We start from the raw sequence: 19215 nt of genomic DNA, 5'->3' as shown, positions 1-19215 counted from the left end.
TTTTGCGAAAAGTAATGATTTATTTTAAGATTTCAGAAAAAAATATAAGAATTTATGCTTTTTATAACAAACCCTTATCTTTTGTGTATAATGGTAACTACTTAAAGACAAGGAGGTATGCAAATGAGCATAATCGAAAAAACAACCCATAAGGAAAAGAAAATCGTAAAAAAGAGAAAGTTAAGTCCAAGTATTTTAGAAATCGCATTAAAAAACGTAAAAAACAATATGGTATTGTATGAAAGTTTAAAAATGTTTGATAAGAATACGGATGCCTATGATCACTTATGTAAAATGATCATGAGCAATAAGCAGATCTTAGCAAACATTATGAAGTTCGCAATGAAGGAATGTAAGGATCTGACGATAGAAGAAATCATCAACAGCATAGAAAATGATCCAAGGATTAATATGACCATTAATGATCATGATCAGATCGTTGGAATGAATGTAGAAGATCAATCCGTCATAGGCGCCTGTGTAAGATATGATATATTGTTTAAAGCAACGCTGCCGACAAAAAAAGGAAAAAAAGAAAGTGTGGGTATTTTTATCAATTTTGAGATACAAAAAGATGAAACACCAGGATATCCTTTAGTCACAAGAGGGATTTATTATGCAAGCAGACTGATATCAAGACAGAAAAATGCAGAAGACGGTTTTGCGTCATCAGAATTTAATTTTGTTTAAAGCAACGCTGCCGACAAAAAAAGGAAAAAAAGAAAGTGTGGGTATCTTTATCAATTTTGAGATACAAAAAGATGAAACACCGGGATATCCCTTAGTCACAAGAGGGATCTATTATGCAAGCAGATTGATATCAAGACAGAAAAATGCAGAAGACGGTTTTGCGTCATCAGAATTTAATGATCTACAAAAAGTATATTCGATATGGATATGTCCAAAGCATACAAAAGAAAAAAATGATGTGATCAATGTATATCATATCAAAGAAGAATGTTTAAAGAATGAATGGCACAATCAGGTAGAAGATTATGATCTGATGGAAGTGATCATGATGTATCCAGGAAATGAGTACAATTATGAAGATAAAAGTCACAGTGTATTAGAGATGTTGAATATATTGTTTACAACAAAGATGAAGGCAGAAGAAAAAAAGCGATTATTAGAGGAAAAATATGCTATAATAATGACAGAGAAGATGGATCAGGAGGTGGAGTTTATGTGTAATCTAAGCGAGAGCGTTTTGAAAGAAGGACTTGAACAAGGAGAAATCAAATCTGCAATCGAACATACAAAAAAACTAATGAAAAATTGTGATGTTGATGTAAACAAAGCATTAGACATACTTGAACTGCCAAAGGACATCCGAGAAATAGTCATCAAGGAATTAAAGAAGGAATAATATAAATGACGTAATCCAGTAGTTAAAGGGTTACGTCATTTTTTGTATACTATATGATGTCAAAAGATATACATTATAATGTGATGGACAAAAAAATAAGATTTGATACAATGATGATACAGAAGATAAATAAGGAGGTACACGTTTATGTGTAATCTTGGCGAGAGCATTTTGAAAGAAGGATTTGAGCAAGGTTTAAAACAAGGCTTAAAACAAGGCATCGAGCAAGGAGAAATCAAATTTGCAATTGAACTGACAAAAAACTTAATGGAATCAGCAAATATTGACATAAATAAAGCGATGAATATGCTGAAACTTCCAGAGAACATTAAAGAAGTAGTTATTAAAGAATTGAACAAATCTTCGTAAATGATATACTATAGATTTTCTAAACTTTTTATGGCAAATTTTAAATAAGTGTTTTTTTGCTTTTTTAAGTATTAATTTTCAATAATATATATTAATTTATTAAAATATCGTTTTATATATATTGTTTTGATTTATATAATAATGGTTTTTATTTTGTAACAATCTTGCAGAAATTTATAGTAATCTTAAGGATATGATTTGGAAACGTTTACAACACTATTTTTCAGGACTACACTCTGTAGTGATGGAACCTTATTCATTTGTTATTGGAAAGGTTTTAGAAAAGGAGGAAAGTTATGAAAAAAGTTGTAACGAGAGTATCCAAGGTGTTTCTTGTCATGGCTGTCGCATTTAGTGCTTTTTTTACGAGTGGCGTAGCAAATGTTTTTGCGGCATCATCTACAAAGAAAATGGCACATTTAGTATCTGGCGCTAACGATGCAAATGGACACTTTGGCAGTGTAAAACCTGAGGCATTTGTTTTATCTGATAAAAAAGATATTACAAACGAGAATTTTAGCTTTCAATTAAAACTTGAAAGTGAAAAGGCGGATACCCGATTGCGTTTTGTAACAAAATATGTGGATGATACCCATTGGGGTTATGTTGCATATGATGGCGCAACTGGATGGTTTTATGAATTTAAAAATGGTAATAAATCAGGATATCCGGGTTTAGATTTACCTGCTGTAAATAAAAACGATATCATCAATGTAAAGGGTGTTTATACCGATCAGAGTCTTACTGTTTCTGTGGAAAATACAACAACAAAGGAAACAAAAGAAGTATTGGTATCAAATACTGACTTCTTAGATCTAGCAAAACAGGCCGGACAAATTGGATTCGGTGCTGGTACCTATGGTACATCATACACGGATATTGATTTTTGCGATGTAACAATTGGTGATAAAACATATCAAGATGGTGATTATGACACATGGAAGCTGTATAAAACTACCGAGGGACAAAAATGGGAAACATCCATTGATGTTTTGATTAACGATGGAAAACCTGAACCAGAACCTTCTCAGCAAGGCAGAACATGGTATAGCATTACTGGCGGCGCAAACAATGGCGGAGGACATGCATATGGAAATTCTTCTGCGAAAGCGCCAATCTTATTGCTGGATAATGACAAACACTTTACAGATGGCTCAGTTTTATCGTTAACATTAAAGCCAAGTGATAACTGGGGTGTATTCCCAATTTATTTAGATGATAGTAACTGGCTGTATGTGGGTTATGATCCAACAAGTAAATGGTATTATCAATATAGCGTGAATGGAAAAGGAAATTATCCTAATATTTCTGGGTTGCCAGAACTAATCCCTGGAGAGGAATTAAATTTAAGCATTTCACTTGATCGTGAAGCATTAACAGTAATTGTGAATGGTACGAAAGTCACAAAGAATGATCAGAACCTTATGAAACTTGCGCAATTAGTACAGGATAAAAGTAGATTTGGTGTTAAGACCAATGGGTATTCTACAATTTCTTTTGCGGATATGACATTAAACGGCAAAGATTGTATGGAAGATAACTGGGTATTCTGTGCAGAACGTGATGGACAAAAAGTAGAAAAGAAACATACAGAACTATTCCCTGTGAATGGAACTGTTGTTGATAAAAATACAAAAAAACCAATTTCTGGTGCTGTTGTACGCCTGAATCTGAATCAGACAAAAACCGATGATCAAGGTAATTACAGCTTTGAAGCAATTGAACCAGGAGCTTATAATATGGCAGTCACAAAACCAGGATATCAAGCATATTCTCAAAGTGTTACGGTCAAAGAAGAAGCAACGGTATTAAATGTAGATTTAAGTTTAAAAGAAGAGATTAACTTAGATGATTATGATCAATTAAAGACAAGTGATATGACAGCTTATATTGGCAAACAGTTCCCATATGTAGCACGTTATATCATGAATGATGGTTCAATATTCCGTGGTAATGAAACGGCATTAAACAGTATCATGATCAATGGCAAAAAACTTACACCAACAGTAACTGTAAAAGAAACAACAGATACATCTAGAATATATTCTTTAGATGTAAACCAAGATGGTGTTAATCTTACAATGGATGTAAAAATCAGTCTAGATAAAAACACATTGACATGGCAGATTCTAAATGTTAATAAAAGAGATACTGAATTAAGAATCGAAACGATTGATATTCCTGATTTAAATTTATTAAGTGTAGATGCAGTAGATAAGAGTGCTAACTTTGCAGGGGCAAAAGCTTCTAATTTAACAACAGATACAGGAGATCGTTTTATAAGTTTTGATGAGGGATTTATTCCTTCTCAAAGTGATGGATATTTATATGGTATCTTAACAAATGATAAATTAAGTGCTGCTTTATTCAGCAACTCTGAAATTGAAGGCGACAAACGTATCATCTTAAATAATGGCGCAGATACTATGAGTTTGACAAGCGCTCCATATTATTATGAAGCAGGCGATAAGGGTGGAGCAAAACGTAATAATCTTCCTGCGTATCCAACCAGTGAATTACCAGTCATGAAAGTTGCAATCGCTGGAGATATCAATGGGGATAATGATGTAGACTGGAATGATGGTGCTATCGCATTCCGTGATATCATGAATGTACCTTATGGTTCTGAAGATATTAAAAATCTTGTAAACTATCGTATTGTTATGAATTTTGCAAGTATGGCACCAAACCCATTTTTGAAAACAGCTGACAATATTAAAAAAGTTTCACTAGCAACTGATGGATTGCCTCAGGCTTTATTGTTGAAAGGTTATGGCAATGAAGGACATGATTCCGCAAACTCTGAATATGCAGATATCGCAGAGCGTGAAGGCGGTGTTGAAGATTTCCAGAAATTAATCAAAATTGCACATGAGAATGACGCAGAAATCGGTATTCATGTAAACGCACAGGAAGCATATCCAGAAGCTAAATCATTTAATGAAAACATGCTTCAAAAACCATTTGCAGGTGGCTGGGGATGGCTTGACCAATCTCAGGTAATTGATAAGCAATGGGATCTTGCTACACAGGCAAGATGGAAACGTTTCGTACAACTATATGATCGTATCAATAATACACATCATTACGATCGTATATGGCCAAATGCTGTAGGAAATTCTCAAGGCAGCGTAGATGCTGATAAAGAAACGATTCAAAAGGAAGCAGAAAGTCTAAAGGACAACATGGATTTCATTTATCTGGATGTATGGTATCAGGATGCATGGGAAACAAGACAAATTGCGAAAGAAATCAATTCTTTGGGATGGAGATTCTCTACAGAATTCAGTTATGAAGGAGAATATGATTCTACATGGCAGCACTGGTCTACAGATGCTACATATGGTGGAGCAAGTGCAAAAGGATACAATAGTGATATTATCCGTTTTATCCGTAATGATCAAAGAGATTCACAAGTATTAAATTATCCAAAATTTGGCGGTACAGCAGATAACCCATTATTAGGTGGATATCGTTTATACGGCTTTGAAGGCTGGAGTGGTAATAATGACTTTAATAATTATATCAAACAGACATTTAATGAAAATCTTCCTACAAAATTCCTTCAGCATTATCAGGTAACAGATTGGGAAAATTATGCACCTGGTGAATCTCCTGTAGGAAATCACGAAAAACAAATCACTTTAAAGAACAAAGCAGGTGATACGGTTATCGTAAAACGTAATGAAAAACAACGTAAAGATTCTAATATTGAACGTAATATTACATTAAATGGTAAAACAGTATTGAATGATGTAACATACTTACTACCATGGACAGATGAAGATGGCAGTGTAAAACTATATCACTGGAATTTAGATGGTGGTACAACTACCTGGGATTTACCAGATGATTGGTCAGGATTAAGCAATGTTGTTATGTATCCATTATCTGATCAGGGTCGTGGAGAAGCAATTAATGTTCCTGTTGAAAATGGTAAAGTGACATTAAATGCGAAAGCAGCAACTGCTTATGTTATGACAAAAGGCGCAAGTACGAAAACAGTAAAAGCATTTGGTGAAGGCGATTATGTAAAAGATCCAGGCTTTAATGCGTATGCCAATGCATCAAAATTATCTCCAGAAGTATGGAGTGGCAATATTGATCAAAAAGGTGTACAGGTGGAAATAGCAAATACTGGCGATCAGCGTCTTGCGTTCAATTCTGTTGATACGAATACAGAAGTAACAACAACGATTTCAGGATTAACACCTGGAAGTGATTATGTCGCAGAAGTATATGTTGATAATGAAAGTGATGTGAAAGCCGCAATTACTGTAAATACAGGAAAAGACGCTGTCACAAATTACACTTTGCGTTCTATAGCGAAAAACTATGTACAATGTGATAATAAACATGGTACGAATATGCAGCGTATGCAGGTTGCCTTCAAAGCTGAATCTGATACAGCAAAACTGACACTATCAAGAGATGCCGGAGATGGTTCTACATATATGGATGATATTCGTATCGTAAAACAAAAATTAGACAACTTCCAGAAAGATGGCAGTTTTACGCAGGATTTTGAATCTGTCGTACAAGGATTATATCCATTTGTATTAGGACCAGCACAAGGAATCACAGATCCTGTGACACATTTATCTCAATTGCATGATCCTTATACACAAGCTGGATGGAATGGTAAACTTACAAGTGATGTATTAGGTGGCGATTGGTCATTGAAACATCATGGTGTAAATACTGGTATCATCTATCAGACATTACCTCAGAATTATCGTTTTGAACCAGGTAAGATGTATACGGTAGAATTTGATTATCAGGCAGGTGCAGATAAAGCATTTGCGATGGTAGTTGGAGATGGTAAAGAGTATAAAGTACCAACAAGTACACAATACCTTGCACAGGCACGTGGCACGACGCAACATGTGACAATGAACCTTATGACATCTGATAGTGGACAGACTTGGATTGGATTATATGAGAATGGAAATAAAGTCACAAAAGGCAGTAATGGTGAAATGGATTTCATTTTAGATAATCTGAAAATCTATGAAAACCAGAATGTAGAATTTGCGGAAATCGCTAATACGGATCTATATAAAGGTGAAACAAGCGCTATCACTGGCAATCATTTAGATAAGATTACATGGTCAAGTGATCATCCAGAGATTGCGAAAGTAGATACAAATACCATGCAGGTTATCGCATTAAGTGAAGGTACAGCTATCATCACTGCGACATTATCTGATGGAAGTAAGACGAATTTTAACATCACTGTAACAGATAAAGTAATTGAACATCTTGATAAAGATACATATGGTTCTTTATCAGTTAGCGCAAATACAGAAGAATTAACAGGAGAAGGTAAAGGTTCTGGTATCAAAGAAGCAGTTGTTGATGGTGATTTGAATACTTATTGGCATTCTAATTGGAGCGGTGAAGGCTTTGAGGTAAGTGTTGATCATCCAGCAATCATTTCTGTAACGATGGAAAATCCTTCTACAATCAATGCATTTGAATTTGTACAAAGACCTTCCAACGTGAATGGTTTAGTATATCAATACAGTTATCGTATCCTTGGTGAAGATGGCAGTGTTTTAGCAAGTGGTGAACACATACAAGTACCAAAGGATTTACAGGGAAATAAGTCTGTTATTACCGTTACATTAGATAAGAATGTAAAGGCTAAGACAATTGAATTAACTATTGAAGAAGGTCATAATAAGTTTGCTTCCTTAGCAGAAATTCGTCCTGTACGTATCGTTTCTGTAGCAGAAACAGCTACATTAAAAGATACAACAGTTATGGTAAATGAAACCAAGAAAATGGATGTTGAAATTCCTGACAATACAGTATTAAAGGGTATTGTATGGTCATCATCTGATGAAAACGTTGCGATTGTTTCTCAAGATGGTATTATTACCGGAGTACATGAAGGTGTTGCGACAATTACTATGCGTAATGCAATTGGATTACATTCAGAGGCAGTTGTGACAGTAGTCGCTGATACATCAAAATTATCCGCATTGATCAATGAAGCAAAAGACTATAAAGAAAATGAATATATACCAAAATCATGGTCTTTATTCATGAGCGTATTAAAGGATGCACAAAAAGCTGTGACAGATGCTTCTTCTACACAAAGCAAACTGGATGATATGTATACATCATTAAGCAATGCAATGAATGCATTAGTACATATCGCAGATACAACAGTATTACAATCCACAATCAAAGAAGTAGAAGCATTGAACGCAAAAGATTATACGGAAGCATCATGGAAAGCCATGTTGCAGGTACTCACAGACGCAAAAGCAGTTTTAGATGATAAAAATGCAACACAGGAAGCTGTCAATCAGGCAGTCATAAAACTACATGACGCAAAAGAAGCACTTGTAATTGTAGAACCAGAAACAAAACCAGACACGAAGCCTGATACAAAACCAGATGAAAAACCGGACACAAAACCAGTTGTGAAAGAAATGACGATTAAAAATCATACAGAAACCATCAGCGCAAGTGGTAAATTTGAAGAAGGTACACAGCTGATCACAAAAGAATTCACACAGAATGAGATTCAAAAACTAATCGATCAAATGAACGATAAGAGCTTGTTAAAAGATTATACCATTCAAAAAGCATTTACATTAGATTTCTTAAAAAATGGTGTAAACGTAAAACCAGATGGCAAGATGACAATCCGTGTACAAGTGGATGCGAAATTATTGAAGAAAGATGTAAAGGCAATCTTGATTGACAAAGATGGAAATGTCAGTGAACTGCCTGCACGCAAAGGCAAAGATTATATTGAATTTGATACTTCTCGTAATGGAACATTCGCACTTCTGTCAAAGGATACCTCAACTATAAACAACAATACAGATACAGCAGATCATACACATGCAGGATTGCTATTTGGCTTCTTATTACTTAGCGCAGGCGCTATCGTAGTTTTGATGAAGAAAAGAAAAGCTTAGTATAAACAAAAAGGAACAGTGATTGCTGTTTCTTTTTGTATCATTATCGATGAAAATAGTGTAAAATAAAACATGGTGATATTATGAAATATGTAAATGCAAATGAATTATTAATGTTTTTAAAACCTCCTGTGACAAGATTATCTGTTTTTGTCGCAGAAACAGTAGATGCCGCATTGATCATGTGTGCCAACGCCTTCCCAAAAATGGAAGAAGAATTTCAGACAACCATTGATTTTCCTACTTTCAAATTCCAGTTGTTGAAAACAATGAGTGAATTTATTGAAACATGCCGGGAACAGGAAGAAACAAGTTTAAAGAATCCCAGAGGACATGTGGAGGAAGCACGTTATGTAAATGCACATATCAATGTTTCCTTATGGCCAAAGCATATTCAGAAAAACAATGGAGAAAACTTCTTTATTATCGCTTATTGTACAGCGTATGGAGATATTATGTTTCGTTATTTGATGGATTGTGGAATTAAGGCAGAAACAGCACAACAGCTTGCCAGCCAGTCTTTATTGTCATTAGCGAAATGGATTGATGAAAACTGTATTAAGAAATGTGAATACGAATGTATTCGACGTAATGAGTCCAACGGATATTGTGCATTATGTTCCTTTATGATTCAGCCAATGCCATGTCCAAAGAAAAACGAAATCAGTTATATACGCTGTGGCTTATCAGAGGATGAGATCAATTGTAAACGTGAAGAAACGCTGATTGATAAAGTTATGATGTAAGAAATATGATATCTATAAGAGTGCGAAAGCTTCTGTAGATATCATTTTTTCTTAATTTCTTAACATAAAGATTAAAATTATGATAAAGTAAAAACGCTTTCTTTTTTATACTGTATATAGAAAGAAAGCGAGGATGTTTTATGAGAAAATTAGGCATAGCATTGTATCCTGATAAAACAGAGTTAATTGAAGATCAGGCATATCTGAAGATGGTAAAAGACATCGGATATGAAAGAGTATTCATGAGTTTTCTACAAATCGATGTAAATAATCCCATGCGTTCCATTCAACGTATCAAAGAAAGTGCGAAACTTGCACATGATATGGGGTTTTCTGTAACTTTGGATATTCATCCTATGGTATTTACATATTTGAAATGTAAGGAAGATGATCTATCTTATTTTCATGCTATGGGAATTGATGTATTACGTTTGGATAAAGGATATGATGGTTATACAGAAGCTATGATGAGTCATAATCCATATGGTATCATGATTGAAGTAAACATGAGTAATCATACACATTATCTGCAACGTATTCTGGATCATCAACCAGATACAGAGCATCTGTGTGGTTCTCATAATTTTTATCCACAGCGTTTTACCGCTCTTTCTTTATCCACATTTCAAACATGCAGTGAGATGTTTCATCGTCATCATATACATAGCGCAGCGTTTATCACTTCAAAGCATGCTTCTATATCTCCATGGCCAATATCTGAAGGCTTATGTACGTTAGAGTGTCATCGTGATTTACCATTACGCATACAGGCACAACACATGAAGATGTTAAATGCTGTGGATGATATTATCATAGGAAATGCGTATGCATCAAAAGAAGAACTAGGTGAAGTAAAACAGGTATTTGATACATCAATAGATGAACTTCATATTCATCTGCATGAGGAAACAACACCATTAGAAAAAGAATTGTTATTTCAGGGTGTACATGAATATCGTGGAGATGCCTCTGCATATGTAATCAGATCAAGTAAAAACCGAGCAAAATATCATACATACAGTTTACCGGCGCATGCTGTGACAAGGGATATTCATAAAGGTGACATTTTGATACTAAATGAAGCTTATGGACAATATAAAGCTGAATTACAGATTGCTTTATGCGATCGTTTAGCAGATTCTAAAATTAATGTTGTGGGACATATTGTGGAGGATGAAATGATATTGTTAGATGCCATGTGCCCATTTCAAAAGTTTCAGTTAAAGGAGGAAATTAAGAAATGAAATATTATGCAGGAATAGATATCGGTGGCACACGAATTAAAATGGGGATCATCGATGAAACAGGGCATGTTTGTGTACAGGAAAATGAAGCAACACAATCAACACGTTCTGATCTGATGAAACAGATTGGGGATTTTATCGAACAACATCAGGAATATACGATGGAAGGTGTAGGCATCAGTATGCCAGGCATTGCGAAAGATGATGGCTTTATGCAAACGAGTGGGGCAATTAAATGCTTTTTAAAACACAATATGAAACAGGAAATGGAAGCATATTTAAAATTACCTGTTGTGATTGAAAACGATAGTAAATCAGCATCAATTGCGGAAAAATGGATAGGTGAAGCAAAAGATTTAGATAATTTTGTATGTTTAACACTTGGAACAGCTGTTGGCGGAGCAATCTATATGGATGGAAAGCTTGTACGTGGCCTTGGTGGTATGGCAGGTGAATTTGGGATAGCGTTATGTGGAAAGGAAAAAGGTAATTATAATGAACAGTCTTTTTCTTACAGTGCAGCAGTGGTGGCAGGATTATGCCGTAATTACAGCTATCGTGTGAAAGAGCGTGTATTGGATGCGAAAGAAATTTATCGTCGTGCGCATGAAAATGATCAGGATGCAATAGCGTGTATTGAACAATTTTATCATGATGTAGCGTTGTTGTTAATCAATACTGCTGTCATTATAGCACCAGATGCTATTTTGATAGGTGGAGGCATCAGTGCAAATGAAGAAGCAATGCATGGAATCATTTCTGCTTATGAAGAAATCATACAAGACTATCATGTTTTAAGTCTTGTGGAAATGCCAAAAATCTTAGCTTGTAAATTGAAGAATGAAGCCGGAATGATTGGCGCAGCACGGAAATTGATGTTAATGAAAGAAAAGATCTAATTAATGAAAAAGATCTTTTTTTATGTAATATAGAAAAAACGTCCAGATGGGCTTTGATTTTCTACATACCTTATTATTGAGATACGACAACAGCGTATCTTAGAAAGATGAGGGATAACTTATGTGTAATCATGTATATTTAAACAATGAAGGATTGGAGTATAACGATTTTGACAACAGAGGTTTTGAAGGACGCGGATTTGATCGCGGTCACAAAGGATGTAGCTGTAACTGCAATTGTAACTGCAACTGTGGATGCAACAACGGATGTGGCGATTCAGGATATGATGATCGTGCATTTGAAGAAGCACAGCGTATTATCAATCAGGTAGCACGTCGTAGAGGCAGAGAAAACCGTTGTGCTCGCCAGTTTGTTCGCTGTATGAGAAGCATCAACAACAACTGCAACTGGTAATAAATAAAAGGAAGCGTCGAATAGACGCTTCTTTACATAGTTTGATCATATAAGAAGGCAACCACTTCATCAAATGTGTTTAAAGCCTGTGGTCGTTCTAATTGAAATTGATATTCATGTGGCAGTAGAGCATCTGGATAAACAACAAGTTTACAAGATACATCTAAAGTATCTAAAAAAGCTTTCATAGCTTCTGCCTGAGGCAAGAAGGAATCAACAGCACCATCTGTGAAAAAGGAGGGTGGAAAATCAGAGGTGATCCATGGTTTAAAATCAGCCTGCTCCATCAGCTTTGATGTTTTCCAATGCTTTTCATCGAAGTAAGCCCATGCACTTTGATCATATAGAAAGTTAGAGAACCAGCTGTCTGTATCATCATATGCTTTAATATCCAACAGACCACAAAAGGACAGGAAGCCTTTAATTTGTGAAGGCTTTAGACATGCTTTGATACCTGTAAATTCCTGATATTGTGGATTGATTTGTAAGGTGGTAAATTCACCAGCAATATGTGCACCAGCAGAATCTCCACCAATCAATATTTTCTGATAGTCTATAGGATATTTTTTCGTTTGTATATCTTGTATCAATTCCATCATTTGATAAATTGGAGTGGGGTAACTTTGTTCAGGAGCTAATGCATAATTCATAGAGATTACCGTATATCCATGGGATGCGATCATTTCCATATACGTACGATTATCACGCTTATCCCCTCCGACAAAGGCACCGCCATGTACCCATAGCAACAAAGGGTAATGGCTTTTTTCTTTTGGATAATAGATATCGTATGTATTTTGATCGTATTGTGAGGAATAAACAACATCCAGCTGTTTTTCTATTTGATGTATGCGTGTATCATATTCTGGATGATGGGTGTATTGTACACCGTTTTCTCCTGCGGAAAAACCTTTTCGTGTAAGCTTTGTGACAGGGATACAGGTAAACTGTATGATTATCAGACAAGTGATGATAGCGATAATCATCATGGTAAAGAATATACCGACACCAATACATATTTTTCTTTTCATAAAATCCTCCGTTTTTCTTTTAATATAAGAAAAATAAGAAAACTTTGTTATCATGAATTTTATGTTTGTGTCAGATATTTAATATTGAAAATTTTTATCCCGGAACGCTTTCGGTGTCTGTCCACATACTTGTTTGAAGCGCTGAGTAAAATGACTTTGACTGGTAAAGTTTAATAAAGAACTGATTTCCTGAAAGCTGTAATCTGTAAACAGCAGTAGATGTTTGGCTTCTTCTATTTTCTTTTTCAAAACATAATCACTAAGCGACTCTCCAACTTCCTTTTTAAACCGTGAGGAGATATATACAGTGGATTTACCCGTGGTGATACTTAAATCTTCTAATGTGATTTTTTCATATAAATGAGCATCAATATAACGCAGACATTGATTGATCAAGGTAGAACATTGCTTTGCCTGTGATTGAATCAGATCACAGAATTGATAACTGGCATATTTCATATAACGGATGCATTCTGGCACTGTATGGATATTCTTTAATCCCTGAATCAAAGCATCGGATAAACTAAAAGCACTGTCTAGGGGAACGCCACAGGCAATTGCCTGTCTTGTAAGCAGGGTCACAATCGTCACAAACTTCAGCTTGGTACTTTCAAAGAAATCCTCTGCCAGATGGACTTCATAGGTTTTATTGATTTTAGAAAAGATCCAGTCAATTTTTTCTTTTTGTCCTTTTTTCACATATTCTAAAAACCGCAGTTCAAATTGATAGGAATCATTGGTGGCATCATGACTTCTTCTTTCATACAGGTTTTCTTCAAAGGTTTCTTCTGGAAGTTTTTCCAGCTTTTCTTTATGCAGATATTGGATAGGGATTTGATGAGAATCTATCGTCTGTAATGTGATTAATTCATACAGCATCACACAATAATCCTTAAAGCTTTCTAATGTTTCACTAGATATATAAGCTTTGATATCAAAAGGAAAGCTTGAAGTAATTGATGCATTTAACAGTGCACAGGGACCAATCAAAATACGATAACGTTTTTGATCACTGGTATATAAAAAGGAAGCACCCAGCATTTCATAGGTATTTACGATATGTAAAGGAAATTCATCATTCACAAATAAATATTCAAATTTTTCTTTTAAGGACATAATCGGAGAATACCTTGGAAAAATCAGGCTACCTGCGTATTCATCTAATAAAGTGACAGGTACATACGTACGATGATATAAAGTGTCTATAGCGTGAATTAGATCAGATTGATTCATAAATACCTCCTGTGTTAATAATTTAACATAAATATTAAAATTATGATAAAACCATTGTGTAAATCATTATATAATAGCATTGTAACAAAGTAAAGCGGTTACAACCTTTGGCCGAGGTTACAAAATTGAAAAAGAGAAAGGATGTTAGTATGAAACGTTTTGAACAACTGTTAAATGACAAATTAATGCCACTTGCAGAAAAATTAACACAAAACAAAATATTGGGTGCATTGATGGAAGGATTTATTCGATGCTCTCCTATTACACTAGGTATTGCTTTTATCACGATTATTGGAAACTTTCCAGTTCCTGCTTGGACAAGATGGCTGACAGAAATTGGATTAATGCAGCATGTATCTGCGATTACCAATGGGGCAACAGGTGTTTTAACACTGTATGTTATCTATTCCTTATCTATGGCATATGCGAAACGCATTAATATCAATGAACGAAATTCCGCACTCATTTCCTTGGCGTTCTTCATTATGATTATGCCACAAACCATTACCACATTGGATGCATCTGGAAAAGAAACCATAGTCAATGCATTAAAGTTAGATTATCTGGGTGGTCAGGGTCTATTTATCGGTATGATCATTGCTCTTGTCATCACAAGGCTGTATGCTTACTTATCAAGTAAAAACCTGTCTTTTAAACTTCCACCAAGTGTACCTGCCATGGTATCACAATCATTATCTCCAGTATTTGTTGTAACGATTATCTTCGTTTTGGCATTCATTGTACGAGTAGCATTCTCCTATACTTCCGCAGGGGATATCATCAACTTCTTTATTCAGGTGATCAACGCACCATTAAATTCTGTGGTTGCCAATCCTCTAACGATTATTCTGATTATCTCTTTCATGGGATTGTTATGGTTCTTTGGTATTCACAATGCCGTTTTACAAGGACCTTTAGGCGCTATATCTTTAACCATGTTAGCGGGTAATATCACTGCATTTCAAAATGGAGAACCACTTCCATATTTAATGCCGGCGGTTGTTTATGCTGGTATGTCATCTGCTGGTTTTATGGGTATTATAGTTGGCATGATGTTTAAATCAAAATCACAAAAATATAAACAAATTGCGAAGTTATCCTTTATTCCATCCTTATTTAATATTACGGAGCCTATTATGTTTGGGATGCCAATCATTATGAATCCAATTTTCTTTATCCCACAGGTATTTCCACAATTGATTGCAGGATTTGTGACATGGGGATTAGCTTCCACAATCCTGCCAGTAACAATGAATCCATATATGTCATTAATGCCATGGACCACCCCAACTTTTATCAAGATGCCTTTGCTTGGTGGTGTAAACTTCACGATTATTATGATTATCTGTTTCGCCATTTCTATTTTGATTTGGTATCCATTCTTAAAGGTTGCAGATCGTCGTGAATATGAATTAGAACAACAAGCACAAAAAGCATTAGAAGAAGGTGAGGACAATGAAAACTGATTCATGGATTACATGCTGGAGTCATGCGCAAAGAGGATGCGGTCTTGTGCAAAAAAATGATGAATCCCATCAACGAATAGAAATTCATCATCTGCCTCACGCTTTCGCTATTCGCTTTCGCTTTTCCAATTTCTATGATATTCAGACAATAGAAATACAACATGCGAAAATTACATGGAGAAATAAAACAATCCCCCTGTATTTTCAACATGCATCAGCTTATCATTTGGCAAGTGATGAAACAATTTTAAGTAATCCATTAGATATTAATATCACATCATCAGATGTTTTGGTATTAGAATATGATATCATCTCAAGTCAGCCTTGTACATCAGGAATTGATGTATCAAGAGATAAGAACATTTCCACAAATGGAACACTGGTATATGTATTCCATGGAATCGATATTGTATCAGATGAGATAAAAGGCTGTATCTGTGTCTTTGGTGATTCTATTGTAGAACTGGATCAATGGACACAGGTACTTGCACCGATGCTAAAAGAAAAAGGCTATATTTTAATTAATCAGGGAATCAGTGGCAATCGGATACTACGTGATTTACAACATATCAAAATAGATGCATCTCATGCTTCTATCTTAGAAGGCACAACTGCTAAGCAGGAAATAAAAGAAACAGTTGTTTTTGACCAGATTCCTATTACCAAGCAGTGTTTTGGAAAGCCTGGGATCAAGCGCTTAAAGAAAGAAATCTTAGATACCCATTGCCATATGCGTGCTATGATCTGTGCCATTGGCGTAAATGATCTATATCAACCGGGAACCTTTTGCGCAGATATGTCAGAACTTCCAACATTGTTAGAATTGCAACAGGCTTATACATATATGTGGAAAGAAATCAAAGATGCAGGAAGTATTCTTTTGGCGGCAGGCATTACCTCCTTCTTAAAATCAGATGGTGGAAGTGAAGAAAAAGAAAGAATGCGTCAGGATATCAACACATGGATGAAACAAAGTACATTGCCGGATGGCTTTGTGGCATTTGATGATGTCTTATGTGATGAACATCATGTATTGCTGGATGAGGTTCATGATGGAGATCATCTACATCCCAATGTAATTGGAGGTAAGAAAATGGCAAAGAAAATCTATGAACAACTGGAGCGGTTTTTATGATATGGCTATGTGTAGGAATCATTATACTTGCGATTTTATGGTTTATCATCATGACACCATGGCCTTTTGTTTTATTGTTGCGTCATAAAAAAGAAGAGCCAAGAGAAAAAGGCAGAAGTGATCAAAAACAAATAGAAGAGCATTTAATGATGAAAAAAAGTCTGTCTTATCCATCTTCTTATCCAACATCCACTTATGATGTATACTATGATCCAACAACGCCACCTACTAGAGTTATGGTATGGGTACATGGCGGTGCTTTTATCGCAGGAGATAATCAAGGCACAAAAAACTTTGGGCCAATGATGGCAAAACAAAATACCATCTTTTTCGCAATCAATTATGCCTTAGCACCTGCGCATCATTTTCCTGATCAGATTCTTCAAATCGATGATTTTCTAAAAGAACTGCCTCAATTATTATCCAAAGAAGGACTCACGATGCCATCTTATCTATATCTAGGCGGAGATTCGGCTGGCGCCAACCTGGTCGCAGAATATGCGTGCATGAAATATAATTCTTCTTTATGTGAAAAAAGTCATGTGAAGCTTCAATCACCATTTGATATTACAGGTTTATTGTTATATTGTGGCCCATACGATTTTGCGGAAGATTTAACAAATCCAAAACTAAAAGATTTTGTGAAGATGTTTCATTATCTTGGCTGGTCTTATCTTGGGAAAAAGAGCTGGGCAAAACATGAAGAAAAATATCTTGCCTCTCCTTATCATCAGGTAAATGAAGCCTTTCCACCGGCTTATTTATGCGATGGGAAAAAATATTCCTTTTTATGGCAGGGAAAAAAGCTGGTAGAAAAACTCTCTAACATGCAGGTGTATGTGAAATCTGACTTCTATGAGGATATGCCACATGAATTTCAATTTGATTATGTCAAATATTCCAAAGAAGCGATGGAAGTATTTGAAAACAGTTGTGCATTTATGAAGGATATAGAAAGGAAAAAGAAATGTTAAAAAAGGATTTTTTATGGGGTGGTGCTGTTGCGGCCAACCAGTGTGAAGGCGCATATCTGGAAGGTGGAAAAGGAATGTCCATCATGGATATCGTTACTGCAGGAGATAAAGATCATCCACGCCGTTTCACTCCTGTATTAGAAAGTGATGCCTTCTATCCCAATCATGAGGCAATTGATTTCTATCATCATTATAAGGAAGATATCGCAATGTTTGCGGAAATGGGTTTTCGTTGTTTTCGTACATCGATTGCATGGAGCCGTATCTTTCCAAATGGAGATGAAGAAGAACCAAATGAAGAAGGACTTGCATTTTATGATCGAATATTTGATGAATTAAAACGTTATCATATAGAGCCAATTATCACAATATCACATTATGAAATGCCATTACATTTGGTAAAAGCGTATGGTGGATGGAGAAATAGAAAATTGATTGATTTCTATGTGAAATACGCCAAAACATTATTTCAAAGATATCGTGGAAAAGTAAGATACTGGATGACCTTTAATGAAATAAATTCCACAATCCACGTTCCTGCCATTGCTGGTGTGATTATATCAAAAGAGGAGGATAAAAAACAAGTAAGTTATCAGGCCTTACATCATCAATTTATCGCAAGTGCTCTGGCAGTGAAAGCAGCACATGAAATAGATTCAGATAATAAAGTTGGATGTATGGTCATGACAACGGTAGGCTATCCTAAAACATCGCATCCTCTAGATGTAGAAGCTGCCCAGCAATACTTACGAGATGGTATATTATTCTTTTGTGATGTGCAGGTAAGAGGTGCTTATCCATCCTATTTCCACAGCTATGGAATAGATATTCAAATGAAAGAAAACGATACACAGATATTAAAGGAAGGCTGTGTAGATTATATTGGATTCTCTTATTATTCATCCAATGTGGTAGCACATCATATGGAAGGGGAAATATGTGATGGCAACATTGTGAAAGGATTGAAAAATCCTTATTTAAAAGCGAATGCATGGGGCTGGCAGATTGATCCGGATGGATTAAAATATCTCATGCGTACACTTTATGAACGTTATGAAAAACCATTGTTTATTGTGGAAAATGGTCTTGGATATGCGGATGAAATCAGTGATGATGGAAAGATTCATGACGATTATCGTATCGCATATTTGCGTTCCCATATACAGGCAATGAAAGAAGTAGTAGAAAATGAACATATTGATTTATTGGGATATACAGCATGGGGCTGTATTGATATCGTTTCCGCTGGTACCGGAGAAATGAAAAAACGATATGGCATGATCTATGTGGATCGAGATGATGTTGGGAATGGCACCAATCAACGAATGAAGAAAGATTCGTTTGCATGGTATCAAAAAGTCATCTCATCAAATGGAGAAGATTTATCATAATGAAAGTT

14 protein-coding genes are annotated in these 19215 nt (G+C 35.3%); 12 read left to right on the top strand and 2 right to left on the bottom strand.

What is annotated here, in order from left to right:
- The first annotated feature begins 123 nt into the window (after window positions 1-123).
- The 8 genes from DW761_RS10180 to DW761_RS10145 all read left to right on the top strand — a co-directional run bounded on the left by DW761_RS10180 (window position 124) and on the right by DW761_RS10145 (window position 11977).
- Window positions 124-690 (top strand): hypothetical protein, encoded by a 567-nt coding sequence (locus DW761_RS10180; protein WP_117517992.1) that lies wholly within the window; start codon window positions 124-126, stop codon window positions 688-690.
- A complete protein-coding gene (locus DW761_RS10175) occupies window positions 647-1366 on the top strand; it encodes a hypothetical protein (protein ID WP_158553785.1) in 720 nt (239 codons plus the stop codon). The genes DW761_RS10180 and DW761_RS10175 overlap by 44 nt, the downstream gene beginning before the upstream one ends.
- A gap of 147 nt (window positions 1367-1513) precedes the next feature.
- The gene (locus tag DW761_RS10170) at window positions 1514-1735 is read left to right on the top strand and encodes a hypothetical protein (protein WP_117517988.1); all 222 of its coding nucleotides are present in this window, start codon (window positions 1514-1516) and stop codon (window positions 1733-1735) included.
- A 296-nt stretch (window positions 1736-2031) separates the two neighbouring features.
- On the top strand, window positions 2032-8673 hold the full coding sequence (locus DW761_RS10165) for an endo-alpha-N-acetylgalactosaminidase family protein (protein ID WP_117517986.1): 6642 nt from the start codon (window positions 2032-2034) through the stop codon (window positions 8671-8673).
- A gap of 83 nt (window positions 8674-8756) precedes the next feature.
- Window positions 8757-9419, top strand: a complete 663-nt coding sequence (locus tag DW761_RS10160; protein ID WP_117517984.1) for a hypothetical protein — start codon at window positions 8757-8759, stop codon at window positions 9417-9419.
- 140 nt (window positions 9420-9559) lie between these two features.
- Window positions 9560-10663: a DUF871 domain-containing protein gene (locus DW761_RS10155; RefSeq protein WP_117517982.1), complete on the top strand. Its 1104-nt coding sequence runs from the start codon at window positions 9560-9562 to the stop codon at window positions 10661-10663.
- On the top strand, window positions 10660-11562 hold the full coding sequence (locus DW761_RS10150) for an ROK family protein (RefSeq protein ID WP_117517980.1): 903 nt from the start codon (window positions 10660-10662) through the stop codon (window positions 11560-11562). Before DW761_RS10155 ends, DW761_RS10150 begins: the two co-directional genes overlap by 4 nt.
- A gap of 121 nt (window positions 11563-11683) precedes the next feature.
- On the top strand, window positions 11684-11977 hold the full coding sequence (locus tag DW761_RS10145) for a hypothetical protein (RefSeq protein ID WP_117455678.1): 294 nt from the start codon (window positions 11684-11686) through the stop codon (window positions 11975-11977).
- Window positions 11978-12009: 32 nt separating this feature from the next.
- On the opposite strand, the gene DW761_RS10140 is transcribed toward DW761_RS10145, so the two are convergent.
- Both DW761_RS10140 and DW761_RS10135 read right to left on the bottom strand, forming a co-directional pair.
- Window positions 12010-13008 (bottom strand): alpha/beta hydrolase, encoded by a 999-nt coding sequence (locus tag DW761_RS10140; RefSeq protein WP_158553784.1) that lies wholly within the window; start codon window positions 13006-13008, stop codon window positions 12010-12012.
- A gap of 78 nt (window positions 13009-13086) precedes the next feature.
- Window positions 13087-14241 (bottom strand): AraC family transcriptional regulator, encoded by a 1155-nt coding sequence (locus tag DW761_RS10135; RefSeq protein ID WP_117517976.1) that lies wholly within the window; start codon window positions 14239-14241, stop codon window positions 13087-13089.
- 149 nt (window positions 14242-14390) lie between these two features.
- Between DW761_RS10135 and DW761_RS10130 the strand changes: the two genes are divergently transcribed.
- Genes DW761_RS10130 through DW761_RS10115 form a run of 4 tightly spaced genes read left to right on the top strand, consistent with a single transcriptional unit; the run spans window position 14391 to window position 19207 of the window.
- The gene (locus DW761_RS10130; protein ID WP_117517974.1) at window positions 14391-15707 is read left to right on the top strand and encodes a PTS sugar transporter subunit IIC; all 1317 of its coding nucleotides are present in this window, start codon (window positions 14391-14393) and stop codon (window positions 15705-15707) included.
- The gene (locus tag DW761_RS10125; protein ID WP_117517972.1) at window positions 15697-16842 is read left to right on the top strand and encodes a GDSL-type esterase/lipase family protein; all 1146 of its coding nucleotides are present in this window, start codon (window positions 15697-15699) and stop codon (window positions 16840-16842) included. Before DW761_RS10130 ends, DW761_RS10125 begins: the two co-directional genes overlap by 11 nt.
- Complete coding sequence (locus DW761_RS10120; RefSeq protein ID WP_233513079.1) at window positions 16839-17816, top strand: alpha/beta hydrolase; 978 nt, start codon at window positions 16839-16841, stop codon at window positions 17814-17816. The genes DW761_RS10125 and DW761_RS10120 overlap by 4 nt, the downstream gene beginning before the upstream one ends.
- Window positions 17810-19207, top strand: a complete 1398-nt coding sequence (locus DW761_RS10115; protein WP_117517969.1) for a 6-phospho-beta-glucosidase — start codon at window positions 17810-17812, stop codon at window positions 19205-19207. The genes DW761_RS10120 and DW761_RS10115 overlap by 7 nt, the downstream gene beginning before the upstream one ends.
- The last annotated feature ends 8 nt before the right edge of the window (window positions 19208-19215 follow it).

Source organism: Absiella sp. AM29-15 (assembly GCF_003434225.1).
Classification (GTDB): domain Bacteria; phylum Bacillota_I; class Bacilli_A; order Erysipelotrichales; family Erysipelotrichaceae; genus Hoskinsella; species Hoskinsella hominis.
This window is presented reverse-complemented; position numbering and strand designations above follow the sequence as displayed.

Coding starts and splice junctions, on each gene's coding strand:
- DW761_RS10180 (WP_117517992.1), top strand. CDS start 124: ATGAGCATAATCGAAAAAACAACCCATAAGGAAAAGAAAATCGTAAAA.
- DW761_RS10175 (WP_158553785.1), top strand. CDS start 647: ATGCAGAAGACGGTTTTGCGTCATCAGAATTTAATTTTGTTTAAAGCA.
- DW761_RS10170 (WP_117517988.1), top strand. CDS start 1,514: ATGTGTAATCTTGGCGAGAGCATTTTGAAAGAAGGATTTGAGCAAGGT.
- DW761_RS10165 (WP_117517986.1), top strand. CDS start 2,032: ATGAAAAAAGTTGTAACGAGAGTATCCAAGGTGTTTCTTGTCATGGCT.
- DW761_RS10160 (WP_117517984.1), top strand. CDS start 8,757: ATGAAATATGTAAATGCAAATGAATTATTAATGTTTTTAAAACCTCCT.
- DW761_RS10155 (WP_117517982.1), top strand. CDS start 9,560: ATGAGAAAATTAGGCATAGCATTGTATCCTGATAAAACAGAGTTAATT.
- DW761_RS10150 (WP_117517980.1), top strand. CDS start 10,660: ATGAAATATTATGCAGGAATAGATATCGGTGGCACACGAATTAAAATG.
- DW761_RS10145 (WP_117455678.1), top strand. CDS start 11,684: ATGTGTAATCATGTATATTTAAACAATGAAGGATTGGAGTATAACGAT.
- DW761_RS10140 (WP_158553784.1), bottom strand. CDS start 13,008: ATGAAAAGAAAAATATGTATTGGTGTCGGTATATTCTTTACCATGATG.
- DW761_RS10135 (WP_117517976.1), bottom strand. CDS start 14,241: ATGAATCAATCTGATCTAATTCACGCTATAGACACTTTATATCATCGT.
- DW761_RS10130 (WP_117517974.1), top strand. CDS start 14,391: ATGAAACGTTTTGAACAACTGTTAAATGACAAATTAATGCCACTTGCA.
- DW761_RS10125 (WP_117517972.1), top strand. CDS start 15,697: ATGAAAACTGATTCATGGATTACATGCTGGAGTCATGCGCAAAGAGGA.
- DW761_RS10120 (WP_233513079.1), top strand. CDS start 16,839: ATGATATGGCTATGTGTAGGAATCATTATACTTGCGATTTTATGGTTT.
- DW761_RS10115 (WP_117517969.1), top strand. CDS start 17,810: ATGTTAAAAAAGGATTTTTTATGGGGTGGTGCTGTTGCGGCCAACCAG.